Source organism: Comamonas halotolerans, assembly GCF_030162935.1.
Classification (GTDB): domain Bacteria; phylum Pseudomonadota; class Gammaproteobacteria; order Burkholderiales; family Burkholderiaceae_C; genus Comamonas; species Comamonas halotolerans.
In genome coordinates this window covers 91272-114922 of the sequence record NZ_JASAUZ010000001.1, presented here as the reverse complement: position 1 = coordinate 114922, position 23651 = coordinate 91272, and the positions used below count along the sequence as shown (strand labels likewise).

Below are 23651 nucleotides of genomic sequence, written 5' to 3'. Positions count from 1 at the left end.
AACACTGTCATTGGGTGTATCGACACTGGCGGGCAAATCTTTATCCACAACAAAGAGAGGATGCGCACGATGAATCAGCACCATGCAGGGATTGACAGCGAAGACATTCCAACCAATCTAAGTGATAACCCAGAGTTTCAGACGGTGGTGGCCAGCGCTGTTTCGCGCCGTGGGTTTTTGCGCAGTGGCACAGGCCTTACCGCAGCCATGTTTTTGGGCTTGGGCGGGGGACTGGCTGGTTGTGCGACATCGGGCATTCAAAGCCGTGGATCGGCGTTGATGGGTTTTCAAGCCATTCCTATCTCTACGGCAGACAACATTCAAATCGCTCCGGGCTATAGCGCCAATGTGCTGGCGCCCTGGGGCACGCCCTTGGTAGATGGCGCGCCAGCTTTCAAGGGCGATGGCAGCGAAGATGCCGCTGCGCAAGCATTGCAGGTAGGTGACAACCACGACGGGATTCACTTCTTTGCCTTGGAAGGCAAGAGCAGCGAAGGTCTGCTGGTGATGAATCACGAGTACTGCACCGTGAATGAAAAAACGGGTGAATATGTCTGGCTGTTTGGTGGCAAGGGTGCGGATGCCAAAAAGAAATGGGGCAAAGATCAGGTGCACAAGTCCATGAATGCGCATGGCGTTTCTGTGATGCACATTCAAAAGAACCCGAAGGGCGTTTGGGACATCGTCAAGGGCAGTGTGTACAACCGACGTATCACTGCATTTTCTGTCATGGAAATGACTGGCCCTGCCGCGGGTGATGCTTTGCTCCAAACCTCCAGTGACCCTTCTGGTCGCCGTGCGCAAGGGACATTCAACAACTGTGGCAACGGTTTCACGCCCTGGGGCACTTACCTGACTTGCGAAGAGAATTTCAACAATTACTTTGGCTCGGACTCTGGTGAAGACCGCCGTAATGCGGCGCAAAAACGCTACGGGATCTCCGCCAAGGGCAGTCTTTTCCAGTGGGAAAAGCATGAACCTCGCTTTGACTATGTGAAAGAACCCAACGAATCCAACCGTTTTGGCTGGATCGTGGAGATTGATCCTTTCAACCCCGGCAGCATTCCGCAAAAGCGCACGGCACTGGGTCGTTTCAAGCATGAAAACGCTGCATTTACGCTGAGCAAGGATGGCCGGGCAGTGGTCTATATGGGTGACGACCAGGCCAATGACTACATCTACAAATTTGTCTCGGATAACAAATACGTCAAGGGCGGTGACAATAGCAAGTTGCTGGACAAGGGCAGGCTGTACGTTGCGCGTTTCGATGCAGGCGCTGCAACCGGAGACTTTGCGGGAACCGGTGAGTGGCTGCTGCTCGACAAGAACGCGAATCCCAAGTTGAAGGCCGATGCAAGCTTTGCCAACCAAGCCGCAGTGCTGGTGCATGCGCGCATGGCGGGTGATGTGGTGGGAGCCACCAAGATGGACCGTCCGGAGTGGGTCAGCGTACATCCCAAAACTGGCGAGGTGTATGTCACCCTGACCAACAACACCAGCCGCACAGTGGCTGATGAAGCCAACCCGCGGGCCAAGAATGTGTACGGTCAGATCGTGCGCTGGCGAGAGACAGGAGCGGATGCTGCAGCCTCTACATTTGAGTGGGATATTTTTGTGCTGGCGGGAAACCCCACGGTACATACAGACCGCAAGAACTTGATGTCAGGCTCGGCCAATATCACTGCAGACAACACTTTCAACAGCCCCGATGGCCTGGCGTTTGATGCAGATGGACGCCTGTGGATCCAGACCGATGGCAAGTACAGCAACAAGGGCGATTACGCTGGCCAGGGCAATAACCAGATGTTGTGTGCCGACCCAGTGAGCAAAGAAATTCGACGATTCTTTGTGGGCCCCAAGGAGTGTGAAGTCACAGGCATCACTTTTACGCCTGATCACAAGACCATGTTCATCAACATTCAGCACCCAGGCGAAGAAGGTGACAGCCATTGGCCCGGCGGTGGAAATACCTTGCCACGCTCTGCCACGGTGGTGATCACCAAGAACGATGGTGGTGTGATCGGTAGCTAAATCGCAAGCTCGGTCAGAATCTCAAACATGTGTCCGGTGTTTGACGCGCCGGACAGATGACAAGGGCTGCAATGGTGGTGGACGTTGCAGCCCTTGTTTGTCTAAGCCCTCAACTCAAATGCTTGGAAGCTTTGCTGCAGGTGACAGGGCCGCAGTTGTCAGGCCGCGCCTTGCAACGGTTGTGGCTGGCAAGGCTGTTGGGCCCATGCGGCCACGCCTTGCACCACATCGCCAATCACCAGCACGCTGGGGCTGGAGAGGCTTTCAGCGTGCAGGGTGTGCGCCAGGTTCTGAAGCGTGGTGATGGCGTGGCGCTGCTGTGGCAGGCTGGCGTGCTGGATGATGGCAGCCGGGGTTTGAGCTGAAAGGCCGCCAGCTTGAAGCTCGGCACTGATGTACTCAATGGAGCTGACGCCCATGTAGATCACCAGCGTGAGCTTGGCAGACTGCGCGGTTGTGGCCAGTGAGCGCCAGTCGGCACCACTGTCGCCGGGTTTGGCGTGGCCGGTAATAAATACCACGCCATGGGCATGTTCGCGGTGGGTCAGAGGCGCTCCCAGGCTGCTCAAGCCCGCCAGGCCTGCGGTGATGCCGTTGATAACCTGCACTTCGATGCCCGCAGCACGCAGATGCTCCACTTCTTCCCCGCCACGGCCGAAGATGAAGGGATCGCCGCCTTTGAGGCGTACCACCTGTTCGCCCTTGCGCACTTCAGACTCCATGAGCTTTTCGATGAAAGCCTGTGGCGTGCTTTGGCACCCACCACGTTTGCCCACATACACAATGCGGGCGGTTGGAGCAGCAAAGTCCACGATGGCTTGAGAGACCAAATCATCCACCAGCAGCACGGTGGCCGACTGGATGGCTTTCAGGGCCTTGAGTGTGAGCAGCTCAGGGTCTCCAGGGCCTGCGCCAACAAGCGTGCAACTGCCCAAGGCCGGGGTGGCGCTGGTATTCATGATCGTGCTCCTGGTGTTGCCGGCAGGTCGGCCAGTTTGCGGTGTAGATCCACAATCACTTGAACCTGGGTGGCAATGGGTGCAGGGACGGGACGCTGGCCGTCCAGCACCTGCTGGATAAAGGTTGCAGTGGCGGCAACATCCAGGCCTGCAGGCAGTTCAGGCGCAATCGGTACACTGCCGCTTTCGTTGCTCAGTTCCAGCACCTTGAGACCCCGGATGATGCCGCGCATGGCTGGCTGACGCCGTGGGTCTGCCACAGGCTCGCCTTCCATGCCGCGTAGCAGCAGCGCATGGCCGCCAGCTTCAGCGTGGGTGGCTTCCATGCTGATGCTGTATTCAGGATGGGTGTAGCAGCCAACCACCAGACTGTGTGTGCCGCTGCCAGCCAAGGGGTTCATGTGTTTGACCAGACTGTGTGCGGGATTGCGTAAACCAATGGTGGCGCGCGCATCCAACAAATCCGCCAGGCCAGCGTGCAACTGGCGGGTGCCCAGGTGTACCAGCTGACCAGGATGTGGTGTCTCTAGCCGAGTTGCTGCGGGAAAGCCCAGTGCTTGCAGTACCTGTGCAGCGGTCACACGGCTGCTTTCAGTGGTGCTGCCATGCAACAGCACAGGCAGGCCTTCACGTGACAGCAGCAGTGCGAGTAAGGGGGTCAGTACTGGCAAACGGCGTGCACCGTTGTAGCTGGGAAGTACCACGACGGGTGATGCGCTCACAGCAGTGACAGGCAGGCGGGCATGTATGGCATCCATGAACCCCGCCATCTCCTGGGCTGTCTCACCTTTGATGCGCATGGCCAGACAGAAAGCGCCAACTTGCAGCGGGTGGGCCATACCATCGAGCAGCCAACCCATCAGCTCCGCCGCCTGAGGGCGAGACAGGGCACGGGCGCCGTCTTTGCCGCGTCCGATTTCTTTGAGGTATTGCTGGATGCTCATGGGTAGCTTTAAAAGATTTTTCGTTATTTTGAATGTGTTTTTATATCAATTGCTTATATTGAAATGCTGCCTCTGTACGAATGGTTGCAGCTTTCCCGTGAAAACTGTCAGGCATTGTCCTTACTTGTGCAGGCTAGCTGCGCAAAAGGCGTGGACTGACGCATACTGCGCCCCATTGTTTTTCGCAAGGAGTACGTCATGAATGAACAGCAATCTTTGGTGTCCGAACTGATGGGCCAACTGCAGGGTGCTCCCATGCAACAAATGGCCCAGCAACTGGGCACAGACAGCCAGCAAATCCAGTCAGCCGTAGGTGCAGCACTGCCGCTCTTGCTCGGTGCTTTGGGCAACAACGCCGCCCAGCCTCAAGGCGCTGCCGATTTGTTTGGAGCGCTGCAGCGCGATCACAGCAATGCCCTGCCACAAGGTCTGGGCGGGCTCGGTGGCTTGCTAGGCTCCATTTTGGGTGGCGGTCAGGCTCAAGCAGGTGGCAGCAGCCCGCTGGGCGGAGGCGCGGATATTCTGGGCCACATCTTTGGTAGCAATCAGCAAAAGGCCGAAACCGGGTTGGGTCAAGCCACAGGTTTGGGCGGACAAAATGCCGGGCAGTTGCTGGCCATGCTGGCTCCCATCGTGATGGCATTTCTGGCCAACCGTGTGAAGGCTGGAAATATGGATGCAGGAGGTCTGGGGCAGGTGCTGGGTCAGGAGCGTGCGCAGGTCCAGCAGCAAGGTGGTATCGGCGGCGGATTGCTTGGCAGCCTGCTGGATCAAAATGGGGATGGCAAGCTGGACGTCGGTGACTTGTTCAAGCTCGGCTCCACCTTTCTGGGTGGCCGCCGTTAAAGTCCTGAGATGCACTCTGAAAAAAGCACCCGAAGGTGCTTTTTTCTTGCCCTGTGCACAAGGCCATTGCACCTGCGCAGCCTGGCGATGACGCCACAGTTTTACACTTGAGGGCTATGAGTCAGCTGATCCTGGGTATTGAATCTTCGTGTGATGAAACCGGTGTGGCCTTGGTGCGCATACCGGCAGATGGCAGCGTGCCTACGCTGCTGTCGCACGCACTGCACAGCCAAATTGATATGCACCGTGCGTATGGTGGTGTTGTGCCTGAGCTGGCCAGCCGCGACCATATTCGCCGTGTGCTGCCATTGACCCAGCAGGTCATGGAGGATGCAGGTAAAACCTTGCAAGATGTGGATGTGGTGGCTTTTACGCGTGGTCCAGGTCTGGCTGGTGCGCTATTGGTGGGTGCGGGCGTGGCGTGTGCATTGGGCGCGGCGCTGGAAAAGCCCGTCCTGGGCGTGCATCACCTGGAAGGGCATCTGCTCTCACCTTTCTTGAGCGAAGACCCGCCAGAGTTTCCTTTTATTGCGCTCTTGGTTTCGGGAGGACACACCCAGCTGATGCGTGTGGATGGCGTGGGTCGTTACGAAATCCTGGGCGAAACCATTGATGATGCCGCAGGCGAGGCATTCGATAAATCTGCCAAGGTCATGGGTCTGCCTTACCCCGGAGGGCCGATCCTTTCGAAACTGGCAGAAAGTGGGGATGCGGAGGCCTTCAAGCTGCCGCGCCCCTTGCTGCACAGTGGTGATCTGGATTTTTCTTTTGCGGGTCTGAAAACTGCGGTGCTTACCCAGGCTAAAAAGCTGGGTGATACGTTGGAAGCGCGCAAGGCCGATCTGGCGGCCAGCACGCAGGCTGCGATCGTGGATGTGCTGGTCAAAAAAACCATCAACGCGCTCAAGCAAACTGGCATGAACCGTGTGGTGGTGGCCGGTGGCGTAGGCGCAAACAAACTGCTGCGCGAACAACTCAACCACGAGTGCACGAAGCGCAAGATTCGTGTGCATTACCCCGAATTGCATTTGTGTACCGACAATGGCGCGATGATTGCCATGGCAGCGGCCATGCGCATTCAGGCTGGGCAGCAGCAACCCAGCAAAGCGTATGCGTTTGATGTGAAGCCTCGCTGGCCGCTGGACTCCATTGTTGAAGCGGCTTGAATCCGCCTCAGCCGAACCAGTACCATGAATGCACAAAGCCCTCGGACGAGGGCTTTTTACATGGCATGTGCCGGTTTGCTGTCATCAGGCTTTACCAAAGCTTCACATGGCTTTTGCCATGGCCCTACACAGGGTCTGCACAATCTGCGGTTAGAAATTGGCTATTGCGCTTTTTTGCCTTTGAGCATGTACAAGAAAACACAACACTATTTATCACACACGACACCTCGGGCCAAGTCGCTTGCTGTGGCTTTCGCATGTGCCGTGCTGGTGACCGGTTGCAGTCATACCTCGCAGTTTGCGGGCCAAAATGAAACTGTGACTGTGCCTGAGCAGTGGAACAGCACTGGCGCAGCGCCTCAGCAGCAGGCACCTGCAGATCTGAGTCAATGGTGGCAACGCTTTGGTGATGCGCAGATGACGGGCTTGATTGATCAAGCCTTGCAAGCTAACCCGAGTGTGCAATCGGCACAGGCGGCTTTACGTCAGTCGAGGGCGCAGCTCGATGGGCAAGAGGCCGCACGACTGCCTAATGCAAGTGCAGGGTTTGACCGTGGCAGAAGCTGGGAAGATGGTGACAACGGCAGCAACAGCTATGCGGCACGTGTCAGCGCCAGCTGGGAGCCGGATCTGTGGGGCCGTCAGGCCAATGCAGTGAAAGCAGGAGAAGCCAACGTACAGGCTGCTGTGGCAACGCTGGAAGGCGCTCATGTGTCTTTGGCAGCAGAGGTTGCGCTGAACTATATTGAGCTGCGCAGCCTGCAAAATCGCCTTCAGATTGCCGAAGACAATTTGCGTATTCAGCGTGAAAACCAGCAGATCACGGAGTGGCGTGTGCAAGCAGGTCTGGCGACCTCTCTGGATTCCGAGCAGGCGCGTTCTTCCACTGCACAAACGGCAGCCCAAATCCCCGCTTTGCAAGCTTCTCTGGCCAAAACACGGCATGCCTTGGCAATTTTGACCGGCCAGCCACCCTCGGCCTTGAATACGGAGTTAACCACTGTCAAACCATTGCCCGTGGCTCCAGACAGTTTGGCAATGACGCTACCGGCTGATACCTTGCGCCAGCGTCCGGATGTACGTGCGCAAGAGCAAAAAGTCATTGCTGCTGTGGCAAATCTGTCCGCCCAGGAGCGTGCCAACTTTCCCACGCTGCGCCTGAACGGGTCTTTGGGCATCAGTGCATTGACACTGGGTGCGTTGAGTGGTGCCACAGTGGCGCAAAGTATTGCGGCAGCACTTTCGGCTCCTTTGTTTGATGGGGGGGCGAATCGCGCACAAATTCGTGTGCAGCAAGCCGCAGTGGAGCAGGCTCGCATCAGCTATCGATCCTCGGTACTGACAGCGTTGCAGGAGGTGGAAGATGCACTGGTGCAGTTGCAAGGCGATAAAGATCGGCTGGTGCAACTGCAAGTGGCCGAGGAGGCAGCTCGCTATGCCCAACTGCTCGCCAATCAACGCTACAGCAGCGGCTTGGTGGATTTTCAGACCGTGCTCGATACCCAGCGCACGCTGCTTGCATCGCAAGACAGTGTTGCCACCGCCAAAGCTGCGATCAGTACCGACTATGTGCGTCTGTACAAAGCCCTTGGTGGAGGATGGCAGCCTCTGGATTTGAATGGGCAGGTACGCAGCCGCATTGCTGAGCAGTCCTGATACAGAGATTCAACGGAATTCGAAAAATGAGCAAAAAAACCTCCGCAAGCACCTCCAAGGACGTGCAAGAACTTTTGGGTGATGGATTGAAGCGCCGTTGGTGGCAAAGCCCCACTGTGTGGATTGGTGCTGTGGCAGTGATGGGTGCGATTGGTGGGTATTGGCTATGGCAAAACCACAAGGCCGCCAATGCCAAACCGATTTATGTTTCTCAAGCTGTTCATCGCGGTGATCTGTCGATCACGGTTGCGGCCAACGGTACTTTGCAACCCACACGTACAGTCAACATTGGCTCGGAGCTTTCGGGTACGGTGCGCAATGTGACGGTGGACGTCAATGACACGGTGAAAAAGGGTCAGGTTCTGGTGGAGCTGGATACCGACAAGTTGCAAGCGCAGCTGAACCGTTCCAAGGCATCCGTGGTGTCTGCGCAGGCACGTTTGCAGCAATCGCAAGCCACCTTGAGAGAGGCGCGTTCCAGCTTTGCACGCTTGCAGGAGGTGCACCGCATTTCTGGGGGGAAAGTGCCTTCCGCTGCGGAGATGGATACAGGCCGTGCCACAGTCGACCGTGCGGAGGCTGACGAGGCTGCTGCACGTGCTGCGGTGGATGATGCCAAGGCAGCGCTCAAGACCGATGAAACCAATCTGTCAAAGGCAGCCATCAAATCGCCTATCGACGGTGTGATTCTGACGCGCTCCGTGGACCCGGGTAATGCTGTGGCGGCTTCATTGCAGGCGGTGACGCTGTTTACGGTTGCTGAAGACTTGCAGAAACTGCGTCTGGAAGTATCGGTCGATGAAGCCGATATCGGCCAGGTGCAGGCAGGTCAGCGAGCCAGCTTTACGGTCAGTGCGCACCCTTCGCGCACCTATCCAGCCAAGGTGACGCGCGTGGACTATGGCTCCACCAAAACGGACAATGTGGTGACGTATCTGGCGCGTCTGGATGTACGCAACGAAGACCTGTCCCTGCGTCCGGGGATGACTGCCTCAGCCACCATTCGCTCCAATGAGCGCACCGGTGTGCTGCTGGTGCCTAATGCTGCTTTGCGTTTTACCCCGGTGGGAATGAGTGCGCCAGCAGCATCTGATGCCAAGTCAGGCCAAGGTGGCTCTGCGCCAGCACCTGAAGGTGAACGCGAACCGCGTCCGCAAGGGCAGGGGGCGAGCCGTGGTGGCAACAGCGGCATCATGGGGCAGTTGATGCCTCAGCGTCCACGCATGAGCCGTGGTGCAGGTGGGAGCCAGGCCCTGGGGGCCGGGCAGACACGATACGTCTGGGTGCTGGAAGGTGGTACCCCTGTGGCGGTGCAGGTCAAGACGGGTTTGAGCGATGGCCGTATGACGGAAGTTGAAAGCGAAGCACTCAAGGAAGGTGCGCAAGTCATTACGGATCAGCGCAGCGGAGCTGGACAATGAGCAGCAGCACCTCGCATGACCGTGCGGGCGAGCCGCTGATCCGGCTGCGCAACATCGTCAAGGTGTATGGCGAAGGGGGCTTGGCATTCAAGGCGCTCAAAGGGTTTGACCTCGATATCGAGCAAGGTGATTTTGTGGCCATCATGGGCCCCAGTGGCTCAGGCAAATCTACTGCCATGAACACGCTGGGTTGTCTGGACCGCCCAACCTCCGGTGAGTATCTGTTCAAAGGGGTGCATGTCGAAGACCTGGATCGGGATGAGCGTGCACGTTTGCGACGCCGTTATTTTGGTTTTGTTTTTCAGGGGTTTCACTTGCTGCCCCGTACCACGGCGCAGGAGAACGTTGAATTACCTTTGCTGTACCGTGGGGAAGCCAATGCCGAGCGCCGGGAAGCTGCAGCCAAGGCCTTGGAGGCAGTGGGCCTGAAAGGCTGGGAGCATCACACACCGGCCGAACTGTCCGGCGGCCAGCAGCAGCGTGTGGCGATTGCGCGAGCCATTGTCAGCAACCCCGTTGTTTTGCTTGCGGATGAACCCACCGGCAACCTGGATACACAGCGCAGCGAGGAAATCATGGAGTTGCTGTGGAAGCTCAACAGCGAGCAAGGCATTACGGTGTTGATGGTGACACACGAGCCTGAAATGGCGGCTTACGCACGCCGTATCGTGCGCTTCAAAGATGGCCTGCTGGACAGTGACACTCCGAATGAGCCGCTGATGCTGCGCCGAGCTACTGCGCAGTTGTCTCCAGGGGAGGGGGCTTAATGTTTTTCAACACCATTCTTTTGGCGCTGCGCTCCATTCGCCGCAATCTTCTGCGTTCGTTTTTGACCATCTTGGGTATTGTCATCGGTGTCAGCGCGGTGATCACGATGGTGACACTGGGCAATGGCGCGACCATGGCTGTGCAGTCACAAATTCAGGGTTTGGGTACCAACCTGCTGCAAATTCGTTCCGGCATGCGTATGGGGCCAGGTGCAGCGCCTGCACCTTCTTTCAAGGACACCGATGCACTGGTGATTGAGCAGCAAATTGGTGGTATTGCAGCTGTTGCGCCCGAAGCGCGCTCCAGCGTGACACTGGTGGCTGACGGCCGCAATTGGTCCTCCACCGTGATTGGCAGTACCAATGAGTGGCTGAAGACGGGTAACTGGAAATTGTCACAGGGCCGGGAATTCTCGGACGAAGAATTGCGCGCGGGTAGCTCGGTGTGCATCATCGGCTCCACGCTGCACCGTGAGCTGTACCAGAATTCGACCGATGTGCTAGGCCGTCAGTTGCGCGTCAAGGCGTTCTCATGTTCCATCATCGGTGTGCTCGACTCCAAGGGCCAGGGGGCCTTTGGCAATGACCAGGATGACCAGGTCTTGATCCCGCTGAAAACATTGCAGCGCCGGGTGACAGGCAATACCCGTGTGAGCACTTTGCTGGTATCCATGGCCGATGACAGCGACCCTGAACGCGTGAAAAGCAGCCTGCGTGACTTGTTGCGTGAGCTGCGCAAGCTGGCGCCAGCAGATGAAGATAACTTCAATGTGCTCGATACCAAGCAGCTGGCAGACACCATGGCTGGCACTACCAAGGTGATGACCACTTTGCTGGGCGCCGTGGCGGCAGTGAGTTTGCTGGTGGGGGGGATCGGCATCATGAACATCATGCTGGTCAGCGTGACCGAGCGCACCCGTGAAATTGGTTTGCGCTTGGCGATTGGTGCGCTGGAGCGAGAGGTGCTTTTGCAGTTCTTGATCGAAGCGGTGGTCCTGGCGGCGCTGGGGGGGCTGATCGGCATTGCAATTGCAGCAGTGGCCTCGGTGGGACTGGCCCAGGTGATGCAGGTGCCTTTCATTTTCAACCCGGTGGTAAATGTGCTGTCATTTGTGTTTTCGGCAGCCATTGGAGTGCTGTTCGGGTATTTCCCTGCGCGCCGCGCCGCGCAGCTCGATCCCATTGAGGCCTTGCGCCACGAATAAGGCGGCAGTCTCTTTGATGAAAAAAGCCGCGCGCCAGTATCAGGCACGCGGCTTTTTTGTGGGTTGGTGCGATCACTGTGCCAGCTTGTGGCGGACCGTGAAGCCGAAGAGCAACCCCAGCACTGCTGCACACGCGGAGGCCCCCAAAATTCCCATCTTGGCAGCACCCAGCAAAGCTGCATCGGTAAATGCCAAGCCTCCCACAAAAATGGCCATGGTGAAGCCGATGCCTGCAAGCAAGCCTACGAGCAGCACGCCAAGCCAGGTCACACCCTGAGGCAAACGGCTGATGCCTGTTTTGACTGCCAGGAAAGTAGCCAGCAACACGCCCACAGGTTTGCCAAGCACCAGTGCGACGAGTACGCCCAGTGCCACGGTCTGTGGCCCTGCGGCGGACAGGTCCACACCGCCAAACTGCACACCGGCATTGGCCAAGGCAAAGATGGGCATGACCCCGAATGCCACCCAGGGATGCAGCATCATGGGCAGCCGGAACACGGGGGGCAGCAAATCTCGCTGCGCGCTACTGGCAATGCGCAGTTCCTGATACAGTACATCGGCTTGGAATTCACCTTGCTGTGCGTGCAGATGGATGCGTGTGAGCGCTTGCTGGGCTTGTTCCAGATAGTGCTGCTTGGCTGGGCGCATCGCCACAGGCGTCATCAAGCCCAGTACAACACCAGCCAATGTGGGGTGAGCGCCCGTCTGCAGCAACCCGATCCACAAGATGGCGCCGGGCAGCACATAGGCCCAGGCGGATGCCAGGCCCATGCGGTTGAACAGCAACACCAGAATCAAACCGATGAAGGCCACGCCAAAGCCGCTGTAGTCAAGGCCTCCCGAGTAAAAGAAGGCAATGATGAGTACGGCCACGATGTCGTCAATGATGGCCAGCGCGAGCAGAAAAATGCGCAGCGGCCCAGGGATGGATTTGCCCAGCAACGCCAGCACGCCCACGGCAAAAGCAATGTCCGTGGCGGTGGGGATGGCCCAGCCTTGCAGCAATTCGGTATCACTGCCCGCAAAAGCCACATAGATCAGCGCCGGGACGACTACGCCACCAATGGCTGCGATGACAGGCAGGGTGGCCTGACGCATATTGGCCAGTGCGCCATTGTGCATCTCGCGGCGAATTTCCATACCTACGACCAAGAAGAAGATGGTCATCAGCACATCGTTGACGAAGAAGTGCAAATCGGTACTGAAGCTCCATGGGCCAAGCGTTAAGGCTAGCGGAGCATGCCAGGTGGCAAAGTAGCTGTCTGCCCATGGCGAGTTGGCCCACAGCAGGGCTACAGCTGCCGCTATCAGCAGCACGATGCCGCTCATGGACTCGATATGCAACATGCGGGCAAAGCCCGCCGAAGCCTGTGAGGTCGCTGCCTGCAGCACCGGAATGCGATTGCTTGGCGCTGGAAAATGTGGATGTAAGGGAGTGGGGTCTTGTGGGGGCATAGCGCTCCTGATCATCAAAGACAACACAGCGCGCAGCCAATCCGCTGCCTTGCGCGCAGCAAGGCAAGGTGCACCACGCGTGATGGAAAAAGCGCGGAACAAGGGCAGGTACGCACATGTGCTGTGCGGCACAGGCGGCCCGACCTGTGCACTTCAATACCTGCCATCACCACCTTGTGTAGTGGGCACCCGGCAAGCAGTGTAGCGAAATCATGTAAGTCAGCGCAGGCCTAAGGGTGCGAAGTACAGGGGATATTCACTGCTATGCGAATACAGAGCGCAAAGGCATCTGTAAAAAAGCCCCTGATGCTTTCGCATGCAGGGGCCTGTTGTGCAGTAGCGGGTTTATTGGCCCATGGACTCTTGAAGGGCCTTCAAGGGGTCTTCATCGGCAGTGCTGTCGCTGCCCGGCGTTTGCTCCATATAGGGGTTGTCAAAGTCAATCGGTGCTGGCATGGACGACTCCATTTGTTCACGAATGGCATCCAGATCGTATTCCACCTTTTCATCCAAGCCGCTGGAGACAATGCCTGGGAAAGCAATGATCAGGCCGACCATCAACAGCTGAATACACAGGAACGGAATGGCGCCCATGTAGATCTGAGTCGTGGTGACTGGGGCGATGCGCTGCTTGGTGATCTTGTCTGTGTATTCCTTATCGGGGGCTACAGAGCGCAGGAAGAACAGTGCAAAGCCGAATGGTGGATGCATGAATGATGTCTGCATATTTACCGCCAGCAACACACCAAACCAGATCAGGTCAATGCCCAGTTTGTCTGCCACAGGTGCCAGCAAAGGCACCACGATGAAGGACAGCTCAAAGAAGTCCAGGAAGAACGCGAGGAAGAACACCATCACGTTCACCAGGATCAGAAAGCCCAATTGACCGCCTGGAAGGTCTGCCAGCAGATGCTCCACCCACAGAGGACCATCCACGCCCTGGAAGGTCAGGCCAAACACGGTGGCGCCGATCAGGATGAACATCACAAAGCACGACAGTTTGGTGGTGCCCACCAGTGCCTGACGTAGCAGTTGGTAGTTCAAACGCTTGCGACTGAAGGCCAGGATCATGGCGCCCAGCGCACCCATGGCGCCACCTTCGGTGGGAGTGGCAATGCCCAGGAAAATCGTGCCCAGCACCAGGAAGATCAGCAGCAGCGGGGGAATCAGTACAAAAGTGACTCTTTCGGCCACTTGTGACAGCAGGCCCATACCGGTGATTCGGTTGATGGAAGCTGCCACAAAGGCCAGCGCGACACCGAAGCACATGGCAAAGACGATGGTCTCATCCTTGGCCACTTTTTCCACCACTTCACCAGTGAACCATGTATGGATGGTGGCCATGTTTTCAGCAGCATAGAGAGAGACACCCACGCACAGCACGGTCAGCATCAGCAACGATGTCAGGCCGTTGGAGCCGTCTTTTTCCTTCAGGCTGCGTGCCTCCGGAGGCAGGGCTGGAACCATCGATGGCTTGAAAATGGCGATGGCGAAAATCATCAACATGTACAAGCCCACCAGCATGAAGCCGGGGATGAATGCGCCCTTGTACAAGTCACCCACGCTGCGGCCTAACTGGTCAGCCAGGATGATCAGAACCAGCGATGGCGGAATGATCTGTGCCAGCGTGCCAGAAGCTGCAATCACCCCAGAGGCAATTCGGCGGTCATAGCCGTAGCGCAGCATGATGGGCAACGAGATCAAACCCATGGAGATCACGGATGCTGCAACCACGCCGGTCGTGGCAGCCAGCATGGCACCGACCAAGATCACAGCAATGGCCACGCCACCACGGATGGGACCAAAAAGCTGCCCCACGGTGTCGAGCAAGTCTTCTGCCATGCCGCTGCGCTCAAGGATCAAGCCCATGAGCGTGAAGAACGGGATGGCCAGCATTGTCTCGTTTTGCATGATGCCGTAGATGCGCAAGGGCAGCGCCTGCATCAAGGCTTCGGGCAGAACGCCGAGCTCAATCCCCACAACGGCAAAGAACAAGCCACAAGCACCGAGGCTGAAAGCTACCGGGAAGCCCAGAAGCAAAAAGCAGATCAGGCCCGCGAACATGATCGGTGCCATATTGTTTGCGATGAATTCCATCTTGTTGTCTCCCCTGCCGTTTATGCGCGCTTGGCGCCTGTGCGCTCGGCTTCTTCTTCGGCTTTGAGGATGGCTTCAGCCAACTCTTCCTCAGCAGTCTTTTCCACGATCTTGACCATGGGGTCGCTGATCATTCCCATCAGGAACGCAATGCGCTTGATGAGTTCAGACAGTCCTTGCAACAGCAGCAAGCCAAAGCCCAGAGGCATCATCAGGTAAACCGGCCAGCGAATCAGACCGCCCGAATTGCTCGACATTTCCCCTGTGTTGTAGGCCTGAAGAAAAAACGGAATGCCGTAATAGAGCACGATGAGGCACATGGGGGTCAGGAACATGGCAAACCCCAGGATGTCGATCCATACCCGCGTGCGCAGCGACAGCTTGGCATTGATCACGTCCACTTTGACGTGCTCTTTTTCCAGGAGGGTATAGCCTGCTGCCAGAAGGAACGAAGCAGCGAAGAAGTACCACTGCACTTCCAGAAAAGCGTTGGAGCTGGTGTGAAAAACCTTGCGCACCACAGCGTTCGCGCCGCTGATGACAGTGGCCGCAAGAATGAGCCAGATGACGTATTTGCCGACCCAGGCATTGAGCCGGTCGATCCCCCGAGAGAGCCGTAGAAGTGCTTGCATGGTGTCTCCAAAAAGCGCGGTTTGCCACAGTTACAGCACATAGCGTGTGGCCGTGGCTGCACTGCAGACTTATAGGAATGCACAGTCGCGCGATTCTACGGAGGCGTCTTGGTACTTGCTGACGGGTTTGTGACGGTGCGTCACAAATTGGGATTTTTAACCGTGTTTTTGGCGTAAATCCAGGGTAATCACTAGGTGAAAAGAACAGGATGCTCCATGGCGTGGGCATTGCGCAGGCAGCTGCCCGACCACCATGCCAAGCAGTCCTGCAGTCGCGCAATCTGGCCGCTTTGGCTGCAATCGTGTCCTCCCAGTGCATGCAGTCGCTGATGCCATTGGGGCGAACGCAGCATGTGGCACAAGGCTTGAATGGCGGGGTGCTGAACCAGGCTTGCGTGGCACACGAGCAGGTCCTGCTCCTGACAGAGGGGCACAAAATCCAAACCTTTGGCCTGTGCTGCTGATGCAATGCCAAGGCCCACATCAGCCTGGCCCTGTGCAACAGCTTGCGCTACTGCGTTATGGCTTGGCTCTTCATCGTCAAAGCCGATGATTTCTTCAGGGTGAATCTGTGCTTGCGCCATCAGATCTGCAAGTACCACACGTGTACCAGTCCCAACAGGACGGTTCACAAACTTTGCCTTGCGGTCTGCCACATCTTGCAAGCTGCGCAGCTGTAAGGGGTTGCCGGCTGCCACCATCAAGCCTTGTGCGCGGCGGCCCAGACTGATGCAGCGGTGTTGCACCATATCCAGCAAAGGTTTGTAGATGTGTGCGGCCATAGAATGTTTACCCGCTGCCTCCAGGACATGGAAGCCCGCTAGTGCTGCACGCCCTTCGTTCAGTGCACGCAAGGCATCCACGCTCACGCAAGGTGTCAGATCCAAGTGGACCGAAGATTCCCCTTGTGCGCTGGCAAATTGGCGCAACAAGCTATAGGCGCTGTCAAAACTGGCGTGTAGAGAAAGGACTGGCGTGTGCTCGTCATAGCTCAGGGCAAAGCTGCGCTCTAGCTCAGCTTGAATAGCCTCAATATGCGGCGCCAAGCGCGCCTGTGCCTGGCGCTCGTATTGCAAAAGGCGCAATCCAAAAGGGCTCAATTGAGCGGTATGGCCTTTGCCCCAGAGAATCACTTCCTGACCTAACTGCGTTTCCCATTTTTTGAGCGCTCCCCATACATTGCGATAGGACAGCCCCAGGGCACGTGCAGCTCCGGAGATGGAGCCCTTTTGCACAATCGCTTCCAGCATATCCAGTAAAGGGTGCTGAATCATGCTGTTCGACGGGGTGTCTTGCAAGGTGTAATGAAGTTGGATGCTGTGCACGAAGAAAAAGAGCGCTTGAAACGGAAAAGGAGCGCCACGATAGCGGCATCAAGCTATTAAAAAGGTAGAGCCCTCATGCGAAGGCCGAGATTGAAAGTGCACTACGGAATGCACTCTACTGCGCAAATGCACAACGATAAGCCGAAAAATATTTATCAGATCAATGCATAAACATGATCTATATACGAGAGCAGGGTGATGCGGCGGTCAAAGTGTCAGGTGCTCTTCTTTTACATGCGTCAGCACACCTTGGCACGCATCCTCAATCAGATCAAGCACATGTTCAAAGCCTTGATCACCTCCGTAATAAGGATCGGGTATCACGGCGCTGCGTAGACTGGTGCAAAACTCTGTCAAACGGTGCAATTTGTGACGTTCCTCAGGAGGGCACAGAGCCTGTGCGCGAGCCATGTTCTCATGATCCATCACAAGCACCAAGTCAAAACGCGAAAAGTCTTCGCGTGTGAGCTGGCGGGCACGCAGGTCACTCAGATCGTAGCCACGCTGCAAAGCATGCTTTTGACTGCGCCTGTCAGGAGCCTCACCTACATGGTAAGCATGCGTGCCACACGAATCCACGGTGAACCAGCTGCTCCAGCCTTTGGCATGCACCATGTCACGCAACACGCCATGTGCGCTGGGGCTGCGACAAATGTTCCCCATGCAGACCATCAATACGGCAAAAGGCTTGGGGGCGTGAGCGAAGTTCATGGAAAGTTTTTTTGAGATTTCAGTGGGCAGCCGTGAAGTGTGAGGCGCTGTCTGTGATAGATTTACGTCCTGTCAGTGTGCAGAGCAGGCGCAGCATGTACGTGACAGATCATAAAAGCGGGTGTAGTTCAATGGTAGAACTTTTGCTTCCCAAGCAAATAGCGTGGGTTCGATTCCCATCACCCGCTCCATCCTTTGCCCATTCGCGGCTCTTTTCCTGTTGTGTCGTTAAGCAGAAGTGGCCGCACCGGACAGGTTATGCTTGATTTTCCTTTGGGACACATTTTCTTTATCGTGACTTGTTGGTAGGCTTCTAAGAATTCGGTACAGGCTCGTTTGAATCTTTCAGGCGGGCTTTTTTTGTATCTGAACTAGTCAGGTCGATACGCAAAAAGGCTGCCTCCCTCAGTACTGAGAGAGGCAGCCTTTGGCTTTGGAGGTATTGGGCGGATTAGTCTATGACTAATTTTCGAGGGTGAGTGTTGTCACAGGTTCCCGCAGTTGCTTGCTCGCTACTTTCTATGTATTGGCGAACTTCTCGAATTGCATCCCATGTGTTTGAGATAGGGCCCAAGATTTCTGCGGGCACCAGCTTTTCAACCTCACGCATGTTTGGTGCGATACCGTCATCCAGAAGCCAGTGGCAAGCTTGCTCCAGATGCAGCCGTGCGGCGACGACATGAGACAACAGCCTGCTTTGGAGATATTCAAGCCTGCGTTGTCCAATCTTTCTGGTCGTGGCGTTGCTGTACATGTAGAGCATGTGTGCGAGGATACGGACAACGCAGGCAGCATGTGTCACAGAAACGGGCATAGGTTGTTTCAATTTGGCCTGGAGTTGTTGTTCGATATGGGGCCAATCATGGGGTTGAACCTGACGTGTCCATTTAGGTCGCGCCGTAATGTTAAAAGGTAGCGACAGTCGGGGTCCAAACACTGGCAGCTCCAAGGTGTCAGGGATGCCTACTAGCAAGGTGGCCCAATCAACTTGTGCAAAGCGTGCAATACGCAGACTGGTATCAGCGCTTGGATCTCGCTTATCTTGTAGCCAGCCATAGATAGTGCTCTTGGCAATGCCAAGGTGTTTGGCTAGTCCAGCATACTTACCAGAGCAGGTTTTTCGATCACTTTAGCGATGCTGCCTTTTGAAGCAGAGGATGCACTCAAATTCTTGCTGGCAAAATTCGTACAGCCCGGATCGTGAAAGAGTGGACACAAGAAGAGCTTGCATAACGCTGTGACTTGTCAGCACGCACTGTGTGCAGCATTGAATCTGCTGCTGTCACAGTGCAGTTTGGGTTCGTTCTGAAGACTCTTTGGGCCCTTGATCTCATAGAAGACTTCATTCAGCAAATCAAGAATTGCGGCCATAACGACCGAGAGTTCGCGCTAACTGAAGCCGCTCTGTCAAAGCGGGTGCGAAGTAGATAGGTCAACCTGCATTTGGTTGCGATGCAGGCTGTCTCTCTAACCAATGCTTTGCAATGCCATCGCGTCGTGCAACCCAGATCTGCCCCTTGTTCTGGATATGGTCCAGAATGCGCTGTAGGGCAGCGATGCGTGCAGGACGCCCCAGCATTCGGAGATGTAATCCGATTGAGAGCATCTTGGGGTGCTGAGTCCCCTCGTGCCACAGCCAGTCAATGGCTGCAATGACATAGTCGGCAAACTCATGGGCGGTTGAAAACCGCTGGGTGTGCTGGAATTGCATGTCATTGGTGTCGAACGCATAGGGCATGACCACATAGGGGGCGCCCTGGGGTGTACGGGTCAGGATGGGCAGGTCATCACCATAGAAATCGCTGTCGTAGACAAACCCTTCCTGCATCAACAGTGCGCGCGTATTCGGTGAAGAGGCCGAGCGTGTATGCCAACCCAGTGGGCGCTTTCCGGTGGCATGCTTGATGGCTTGCACGGTGCGGCGAATATTGCGGATTTCTTCCTCGACTGCCATGCGCGCATGGCTCTCCCAGCGCCATCCGTGCGCAGAAATTTCATGCCCGCGCTGTATGGCGTCCTGAGCCAGTTCCGGCAGACGCGCAATGGCAGCGCCGCAGGCGCTGACGGTGCAGGGGGTACCAAAATCCTGCAGCACCTGCATGATGCGCCACCAGCCTGCGCGCGTGCCGTAGTCAAAATGGGATTGCAGGCAGGGATCTGGAATGTCTGGCAGGCGGTCAATGACTTCGTAGACTGCTTCGTTGTGGCTATCGCCTTCCGAGATGGCGTATTCGGCGCCTTCTTCAAAATTCAGCACCAGCGATACCGCCAGGCGGGCACTGTCTGGCCACTGGGCATGCGGTGGCCGGCCACGGTAGCCCAGGAGATCACGAGGCAATCCAAACGGCACACAGTCTGCCGGTATTGTGTGGCGCTGCATGGTTACTCCACTTTCATGCCCGATTGCTTCACCAGGGCGCCATAGCGCTGAATTTCCTGATGGATAAAGCCCTGGAGCTCGGTGGGTGTGCCGCTGCCGGCTTCGGCGCCGAGTTCGGTAAATCGCTGGCGCACAGCGCTGTCTTGCAGGACAGTTGCGACATCCTGGTTGATGCGCTGGGCCACTGTGTCGGGTACGCCACTAGGTGCCAGCATCAAGAACCAGGAGGCAAAGTCATAGCCTTTGACCCCAGCCTCCTGCATGGTAGGGATATCCGGTGCCAGCTGGGAGCGCTGACTGGTGGTGATTGCCAGCGCCTTGAGCTTTCCTGCTTTCACATGAGGTAGTGCAGTGGCCAGCGGATCAATCATCCAGTCCACATGTCCACTGAGCAGATCGGTCATGGCAGGAGCCGAGCCCTTGTAAGGCACGTGTGTCGGGGCAATGTCCGTGTAGGTGTTCAGAAGGGCGGCTGCCACGTGGCTGGTGCTGGCGTTACCGGAGCTGGCAAAGGTTTGAAGTGTAGTCTCCTGTTTGGCCTGCGCTACAAGCTCCTGCACGGTACTGGCTGCAGTATGGCGCGGGTTAACGACCAGCAAGCTGGGCATGGTGGCCAGTTTGGCCAGGGGCATCAGGTCCTTGCTGGTGTCATAGGGCAGCTTGCTGTACAGATGGGGATTGATGGCATGCCCCACGGTTACCACCATCAGGTTGTAGCCATCATTGGGCAGTCGAGCGACTGCTTGGGTGGCCAGCACACCGCCGGCGCCGGGTTTGTTGTCCACGATCACAGGCTGCCTCCATTTGCGTGACAGACCTTCGCCCACGATGCGGGCAAACAGGTCGGCCGAACCGCCTGGGGGGAAGGGCACCGTGATTTTGACGGGTTGTGTAGGGTAGTCGCTGGCAGCCATGCCAGGCCCTGCAATGGCCAATACACTCACGCCGAGTGCTGCTGCGAACAAAGTGCGGCGAACTGAGAATTGAGGGGTTTTAAGCATGTTCAGGCTCCTGCGAAAAGATAGGAGCCTTTATGCAAATGGTGTGCCAAATCAATTCATTTTGTTAACCAAATTGATTGCAGGTGATTAACTCTGTAGCCAGTACCGCTTGCCATGGCCCTCCCACAGTTGCTGACATGCCATTTCGGCTTCCCGGCACACGGTTTCCATGTCGACGCGTGTGGGGCGGCCGTTCTCCACGACGATGTCACCGTCAATGATCACCATGCCGACATCCCGGCCCTGGCCGGTATGCACCAGATTGCCCAATGGATTGACATGGGGCACCAAGTGGGGGCGGTTGGCATCAATCAGCACCAGGTCTGCGCGTTTGCCCAGCGTGATGGAGCCAATCTGCTGCTCCATGCCCAAAGCTTTGGCGCCGCCCATGGTGGCCATGTGGAAGACGTGGTGGGGCTGGAATTCCTGTGAGATGCCACCTTCCTGAATACGTGCGGTGTTGAGCGCCCAGCGCATGAGTTCAATCATGTCGCCATGCTGTGTGTCCGTGGCCAGCGCCATATTCACCCCTGCTCGCAGGATTGCTGGTGTGTTAGCCATGCGCCCGGAGGTAATGTTGCACTTGGGAATATGGACGGCATGCGCTCCGGTGCGGGCCATGCGCTGCAGGTCATCTGACGTGACGTAGATGCAGTGGCCTCCCATGAGCCGGTGATTCAGCAAGCCAACTTCCTCCAGCACCTGCACCGAGGTTTTCCCGGTGCGCTCATGCACCCGCTGCACTTCCACCTGGCTTTGCCCCAGATGTGTGGATACCACCAGGTCACGTTGCTGAGCCTCCTGGGCAATGGTCTTCAGAAAAGTGTTGGAGCAGGTATCTACTGCGTGCGCTGCCAGATTGACGGAGACGCGGGGGTGATCTTTCCAGGCCTCATACAGTTCCAGACCTGCTTGCAGCGTCTTCTCGCCAATGCGCGGGTCATAGTGCCACTGACCTTGTGCCACCTGAGCAAAATCCACGTCGTGAATGCGCCAACTCGGTGCCAGGCGCAGGCCTAGATCTGCCATGGCCTGTGTGCTGACATCGGCATGCACAAAGTTGTCACCCACGAGCGTGGAGCCAAAGAGCATGGCTTCCAGCGCACCCAGTCGGGCGAGTGCACGGGCCTGTTCAGGATTGACTTCGGTGCCTTTGGGAATGCCCGGTGTGTAGGACGGCGCAAAACCGATATCCACGGCCACGCCACGCACCATGCTCAAGATGGAATGCACATGCGGATTCACAAAACCCGGGGTGACAAAGTGACCTGGCAGGCTCAATTCTCGCTTGGCGGTATAGCTGCTGGGCGGTGCGCGATCCAGCCATGTAATGACGCCATGATGGATACCCAGACACCAGGAGCGGCAGACAGGTTGTTCCGGATCGGCTGTCAGAAAGATGGCATCGCGCAGCAGCAAGTCAAAGACAACAGGCGCCGTCGGTTGCATGTCTGAGGTAGTGTTGGTCATGATGAAGCTTTCAGGGTTGTATTGATTTGGTTGATTGAAATATTAAAGATGGTTAACCAAAAATATTTTTAAGGTTTGTAATTACGATGCAAAATTCGTGCTGACTATGAAAAAAAGTACAGAAACACCAGCGCAGGAGGCTGGAATTACCGAGTCGCAGCTTTACGCCAGCATTGAAAGTGCTTTGCTGGAAGGCAGATTGCCTGCAGGCACAGCACTGCGAGAGCGGCATCTGGCGGAGGCGTTTGCGGTCACGCGTGGCATGGTGCGCAAAGTGCTGATCCGCCTAGGGCAGGCGGGCAAGCTGGAGATGCATCCTCATCGCGGTGCATTTGTGCCCACACCCACTCCAGCGCAGGTGATTGATGCCTATCAGGCGCGCATTGCCCTGGAAGGTGGGGCATTGCTGGAACTGGCTCCCCGCATTACTGCTACCCAGTTGAAGCGGCTCAAGCGTCTTGTGCACCAGGAAAAGCAGGGCGCCATGACGGGACAGGCACGTCAGCATTCGGTGCGCATGGCCGGGAACTTTCACGCTGAGGTGGTGGGGCTGCTGGATTCCCCCACTTTGCAGACCATGTGCGAACAACTGATTGCACGCACGCAGATGTATGTGGCCTTGTATGAACCACAAAGTGCTAGCGAATGTGCGCCCACCGAGCACCTGCAGGTGCTGGAGGCGCTGGAACAGCGTGATGCAGCGGCTGCGGTCCATGCCATGAAAGCACATTTGCTGCTGGTGCAAAACCGTGTTCTGCAGCGCATGCAGCCGCGTGCCAGTGAGCCAGTGGCCGATATTCTGAAATCCTTTTTGCCTGCGCCATGACCAAGTTGCTACTGATCAATCCCAACACCAGCGTTCATGTCACACAGCGCATGGTCGATACCGCGCAGCACAGTGTAGGCAGCATGGCCAGTATTGCCGGAGTTACAGCCCCCGAGGGCCCCCGGATTGTGGGCAGTCGTGCTGAAAACGTGCTGGCTGCGCAGCAGGCGCTGCAACTGGGCGTTGAGCATGCGGCAGGTGCTGATGCTGTCATCCTGGCCATATCTACCGATGCGGGTCTGTGGAGTTTGCGAGAAGTGCTGGATATCCCGGTGATTGGCATGTTGCAAGCTTCAGTCTTGGTCGCTGCGCAACTGGGGCAGCGCATTGGTCTGATGACTTTAGGCGCGCACATGCTGCCGGTGTATCAAGAGCAACTACGCCTGTACCAGATGGATGGTTTGATGCAGGCATGGGCTGCGCCCCACTTGCCCCAAGCATTTCTGCCTGGAGCGCTGGCAGTAGAGCCACTGGTCCTGGAGCAATTGCAGCAGCAGGCACAGCAGATGATTACGGCACATGATCTGGATGTCATCATCCTCAGTGGCGCGGTACTTTCGGGCTATCGTGCTGCCCTGCAGGCTTTGCTGCCCGTGCCGGTGGTCGACGGAATTGAGGCGGCAGCCTGGCAGGCACTATTGATGGTGCATATACAAGCCACTAAGGCCACGACGGGGGGATTTTCTCGCGTGCATCAGCGTGAAGTCACAGGTGTAGCACCGAGCCTAGTGCGCCATATGGCCGAATAGATGCAAGCAA

At 56.8% G+C, this 23651-nt stretch carries 20 protein-coding genes, 1 tRNA gene and 1 pseudogene; 10 read left to right on the top strand and 12 right to left on the bottom strand.

What is annotated here, in order from left to right:
- Positions 1–69: 69 nt before the first annotated feature.
- Positions 70–2031 carry a PhoX family protein gene (locus tag QEP11_RS00530; protein ID WP_284334603.1) on the top strand — a complete coding sequence of 654 codons (1962 nt, stop codon included), beginning with the start codon at positions 70–72 and terminating at the stop codon, positions 2029–2031.
- A 158-nt stretch (positions 2032–2189) separates the two neighbouring features.
- On the opposite strand, the gene cobA is transcribed toward QEP11_RS00530, so the two are convergent.
- Both cobA and ybiB read right to left on the bottom strand, forming a co-directional pair.
- Positions 2190–2990, bottom strand: a complete 801-nt coding sequence (gene cobA, locus QEP11_RS00525; protein WP_284334602.1) for a uroporphyrinogen-III C-methyltransferase — start codon at positions 2988–2990, stop codon at positions 2190–2192.
- A complete protein-coding gene (gene ybiB, locus QEP11_RS00520) occupies positions 2987–3934 on the bottom strand; it encodes a DNA-binding protein YbiB (RefSeq protein ID WP_284334601.1) in 948 nt (315 codons plus the stop codon). The genes cobA and ybiB overlap by 4 nt, the downstream gene beginning before the upstream one ends.
- Before the next feature lie 198 nt (positions 3935–4132).
- On the opposite strand from ybiB, the gene QEP11_RS00515 reads away from it, so the two are divergent.
- The 6 genes from QEP11_RS00515 (at position 4133) to QEP11_RS00490 (ending at position 10995) form a co-directional block, all read left to right on the top strand.
- Positions 4133–4780: a DUF937 domain-containing protein gene (locus QEP11_RS00515; RefSeq protein WP_284334600.1), complete on the top strand. Its 648-nt coding sequence runs from the start codon at positions 4133–4135 to the stop codon at positions 4778–4780.
- Between the two features lie 116 nt (positions 4781–4896).
- Positions 4897–5946, top strand: coding sequence for a tRNA (adenosine(37)-N6)-threonylcarbamoyltransferase complex transferase subunit TsaD (tsaD, locus tag QEP11_RS00510; protein ID WP_284334599.1), 1050 nt, complete (start codon positions 4897–4899; stop codon positions 5944–5946).
- A 186-nt stretch (positions 5947–6132) separates the two neighbouring features.
- Positions 6133–7602 (top strand): efflux transporter outer membrane subunit, encoded by a 1470-nt coding sequence (locus QEP11_RS00505; RefSeq protein ID WP_284334598.1) that lies wholly within the window; start codon positions 6133–6135, stop codon positions 7600–7602.
- A gap of 26 nt (positions 7603–7628) precedes the next feature.
- Positions 7629–9023, top strand: coding sequence for an efflux RND transporter periplasmic adaptor subunit (locus QEP11_RS00500; RefSeq protein WP_284334597.1), 1395 nt, complete (start codon positions 7629–7631; stop codon positions 9021–9023).
- Positions 9020–9790 (top strand): ABC transporter ATP-binding protein, encoded by a 771-nt coding sequence (locus QEP11_RS00495; protein WP_284334596.1) that lies wholly within the window; start codon positions 9020–9022, stop codon positions 9788–9790. The genes QEP11_RS00500 and QEP11_RS00495 overlap by 4 nt, the downstream gene beginning before the upstream one ends.
- Positions 9790–10995 carry an ABC transporter permease gene (locus QEP11_RS00490; RefSeq protein WP_284334595.1) on the top strand — a complete coding sequence of 402 codons (1206 nt, stop codon included), beginning with the start codon at positions 9790–9792 and terminating at the stop codon, positions 10993–10995. The genes QEP11_RS00495 and QEP11_RS00490 overlap by 1 nt, the downstream gene beginning before the upstream one ends.
- Before the next feature lie 72 nt (positions 10996–11067).
- Here QEP11_RS00490 and nhaA read toward each other — a convergent pair whose 3' ends face one another.
- The 5 genes from nhaA to QEP11_RS00465 form a co-directional block, all read right to left on the bottom strand.
- Positions 11068–12450, bottom strand: coding sequence for a Na+/H+ antiporter NhaA (gene nhaA, locus QEP11_RS00485; RefSeq protein WP_284334594.1), 1383 nt, complete (start codon positions 12448–12450; stop codon positions 11068–11070).
- Between the two features lie 345 nt (positions 12451–12795).
- Positions 12796–14547, bottom strand: coding sequence for a TRAP transporter large permease (locus QEP11_RS00480; protein ID WP_284334593.1), 1752 nt, complete (start codon positions 14545–14547; stop codon positions 12796–12798).
- 20 nt (positions 14548–14567) lie between these two features.
- Positions 14568–15179 carry a TRAP transporter small permease subunit gene (locus tag QEP11_RS00475; protein WP_284334592.1) on the bottom strand — a complete coding sequence of 204 codons (612 nt, stop codon included), beginning with the start codon at positions 15177–15179 and terminating at the stop codon, positions 14568–14570.
- Positions 15180–15370: 191 nt separating this feature from the next.
- A complete protein-coding gene (locus QEP11_RS00470; RefSeq protein WP_284334591.1) occupies positions 15371–16453 on the bottom strand; it encodes a substrate-binding domain-containing protein in 1083 nt (360 codons plus the stop codon).
- Between the two features lie 258 nt (positions 16454–16711).
- Positions 16712–17215, bottom strand: coding sequence for a low molecular weight protein-tyrosine-phosphatase (locus QEP11_RS00465; protein ID WP_284334590.1), 504 nt, complete (start codon positions 17213–17215; stop codon positions 16712–16714).
- A gap of 117 nt (positions 17216–17332) precedes the next feature.
- On the opposite strand from QEP11_RS00465, the gene QEP11_RS00460 reads away from it, so the two are divergent.
- A tRNA-Gly gene (locus QEP11_RS00460) sits at positions 17333–17406 on the top strand.
- A gap of 260 nt (positions 17407–17666) precedes the next feature.
- On the opposite strand, the gene QEP11_RS00455 is transcribed toward QEP11_RS00460, so the two are convergent.
- From QEP11_RS00455 to QEP11_RS00440, 5 genes and pseudogenes are all read right to left on the bottom strand, one after another.
- Positions 17667–17978: a hypothetical protein gene (locus tag QEP11_RS00455; RefSeq protein WP_284334589.1), complete on the bottom strand. Its 312-nt coding sequence runs from the start codon at positions 17976–17978 to the stop codon at positions 17667–17669.
- A gap of 210 nt (positions 17979–18188) precedes the next feature.
- Positions 18189–18296: pseudogene (locus QEP11_RS18975) on the bottom strand (helix-turn-helix domain-containing protein); the annotation flags it as partial.
- A 351-nt stretch (positions 18297–18647) separates the two neighbouring features.
- Positions 18648–19595 carry a polysaccharide deacetylase family protein gene (locus tag QEP11_RS00450; protein ID WP_284334588.1) on the bottom strand — a complete coding sequence of 316 codons (948 nt, stop codon included), beginning with the start codon at positions 19593–19595 and terminating at the stop codon, positions 18648–18650.
- Positions 19596–19597: 2 nt separating this feature from the next.
- Positions 19598–20596: a Bug family tripartite tricarboxylate transporter substrate binding protein gene (locus QEP11_RS00445; RefSeq protein ID WP_284334587.1), complete on the bottom strand. Its 999-nt coding sequence runs from the start codon at positions 20594–20596 to the stop codon at positions 19598–19600.
- 87 nt (positions 20597–20683) lie between these two features.
- Positions 20684–22066, bottom strand: coding sequence for an amidohydrolase family protein (locus QEP11_RS00440; RefSeq protein WP_284334586.1), 1383 nt, complete (start codon positions 22064–22066; stop codon positions 20684–20686).
- A gap of 106 nt (positions 22067–22172) precedes the next feature.
- Between QEP11_RS00440 and QEP11_RS00435 the strand changes: the two genes are divergently transcribed.
- Positions 22173–22892 (top strand): GntR family transcriptional regulator, encoded by a 720-nt coding sequence (locus QEP11_RS00435; protein ID WP_284334585.1) that lies wholly within the window; start codon positions 22173–22175, stop codon positions 22890–22892.
- Positions 22889–23641 carry an aspartate/glutamate racemase family protein gene (locus QEP11_RS00430; protein WP_284334584.1) on the top strand — a complete coding sequence of 251 codons (753 nt, stop codon included), beginning with the start codon at positions 22889–22891 and terminating at the stop codon, positions 23639–23641. Before QEP11_RS00435 ends, QEP11_RS00430 begins: the two co-directional genes overlap by 4 nt.
- The last annotated feature ends 10 nt before the right edge of the window (positions 23642–23651 follow it).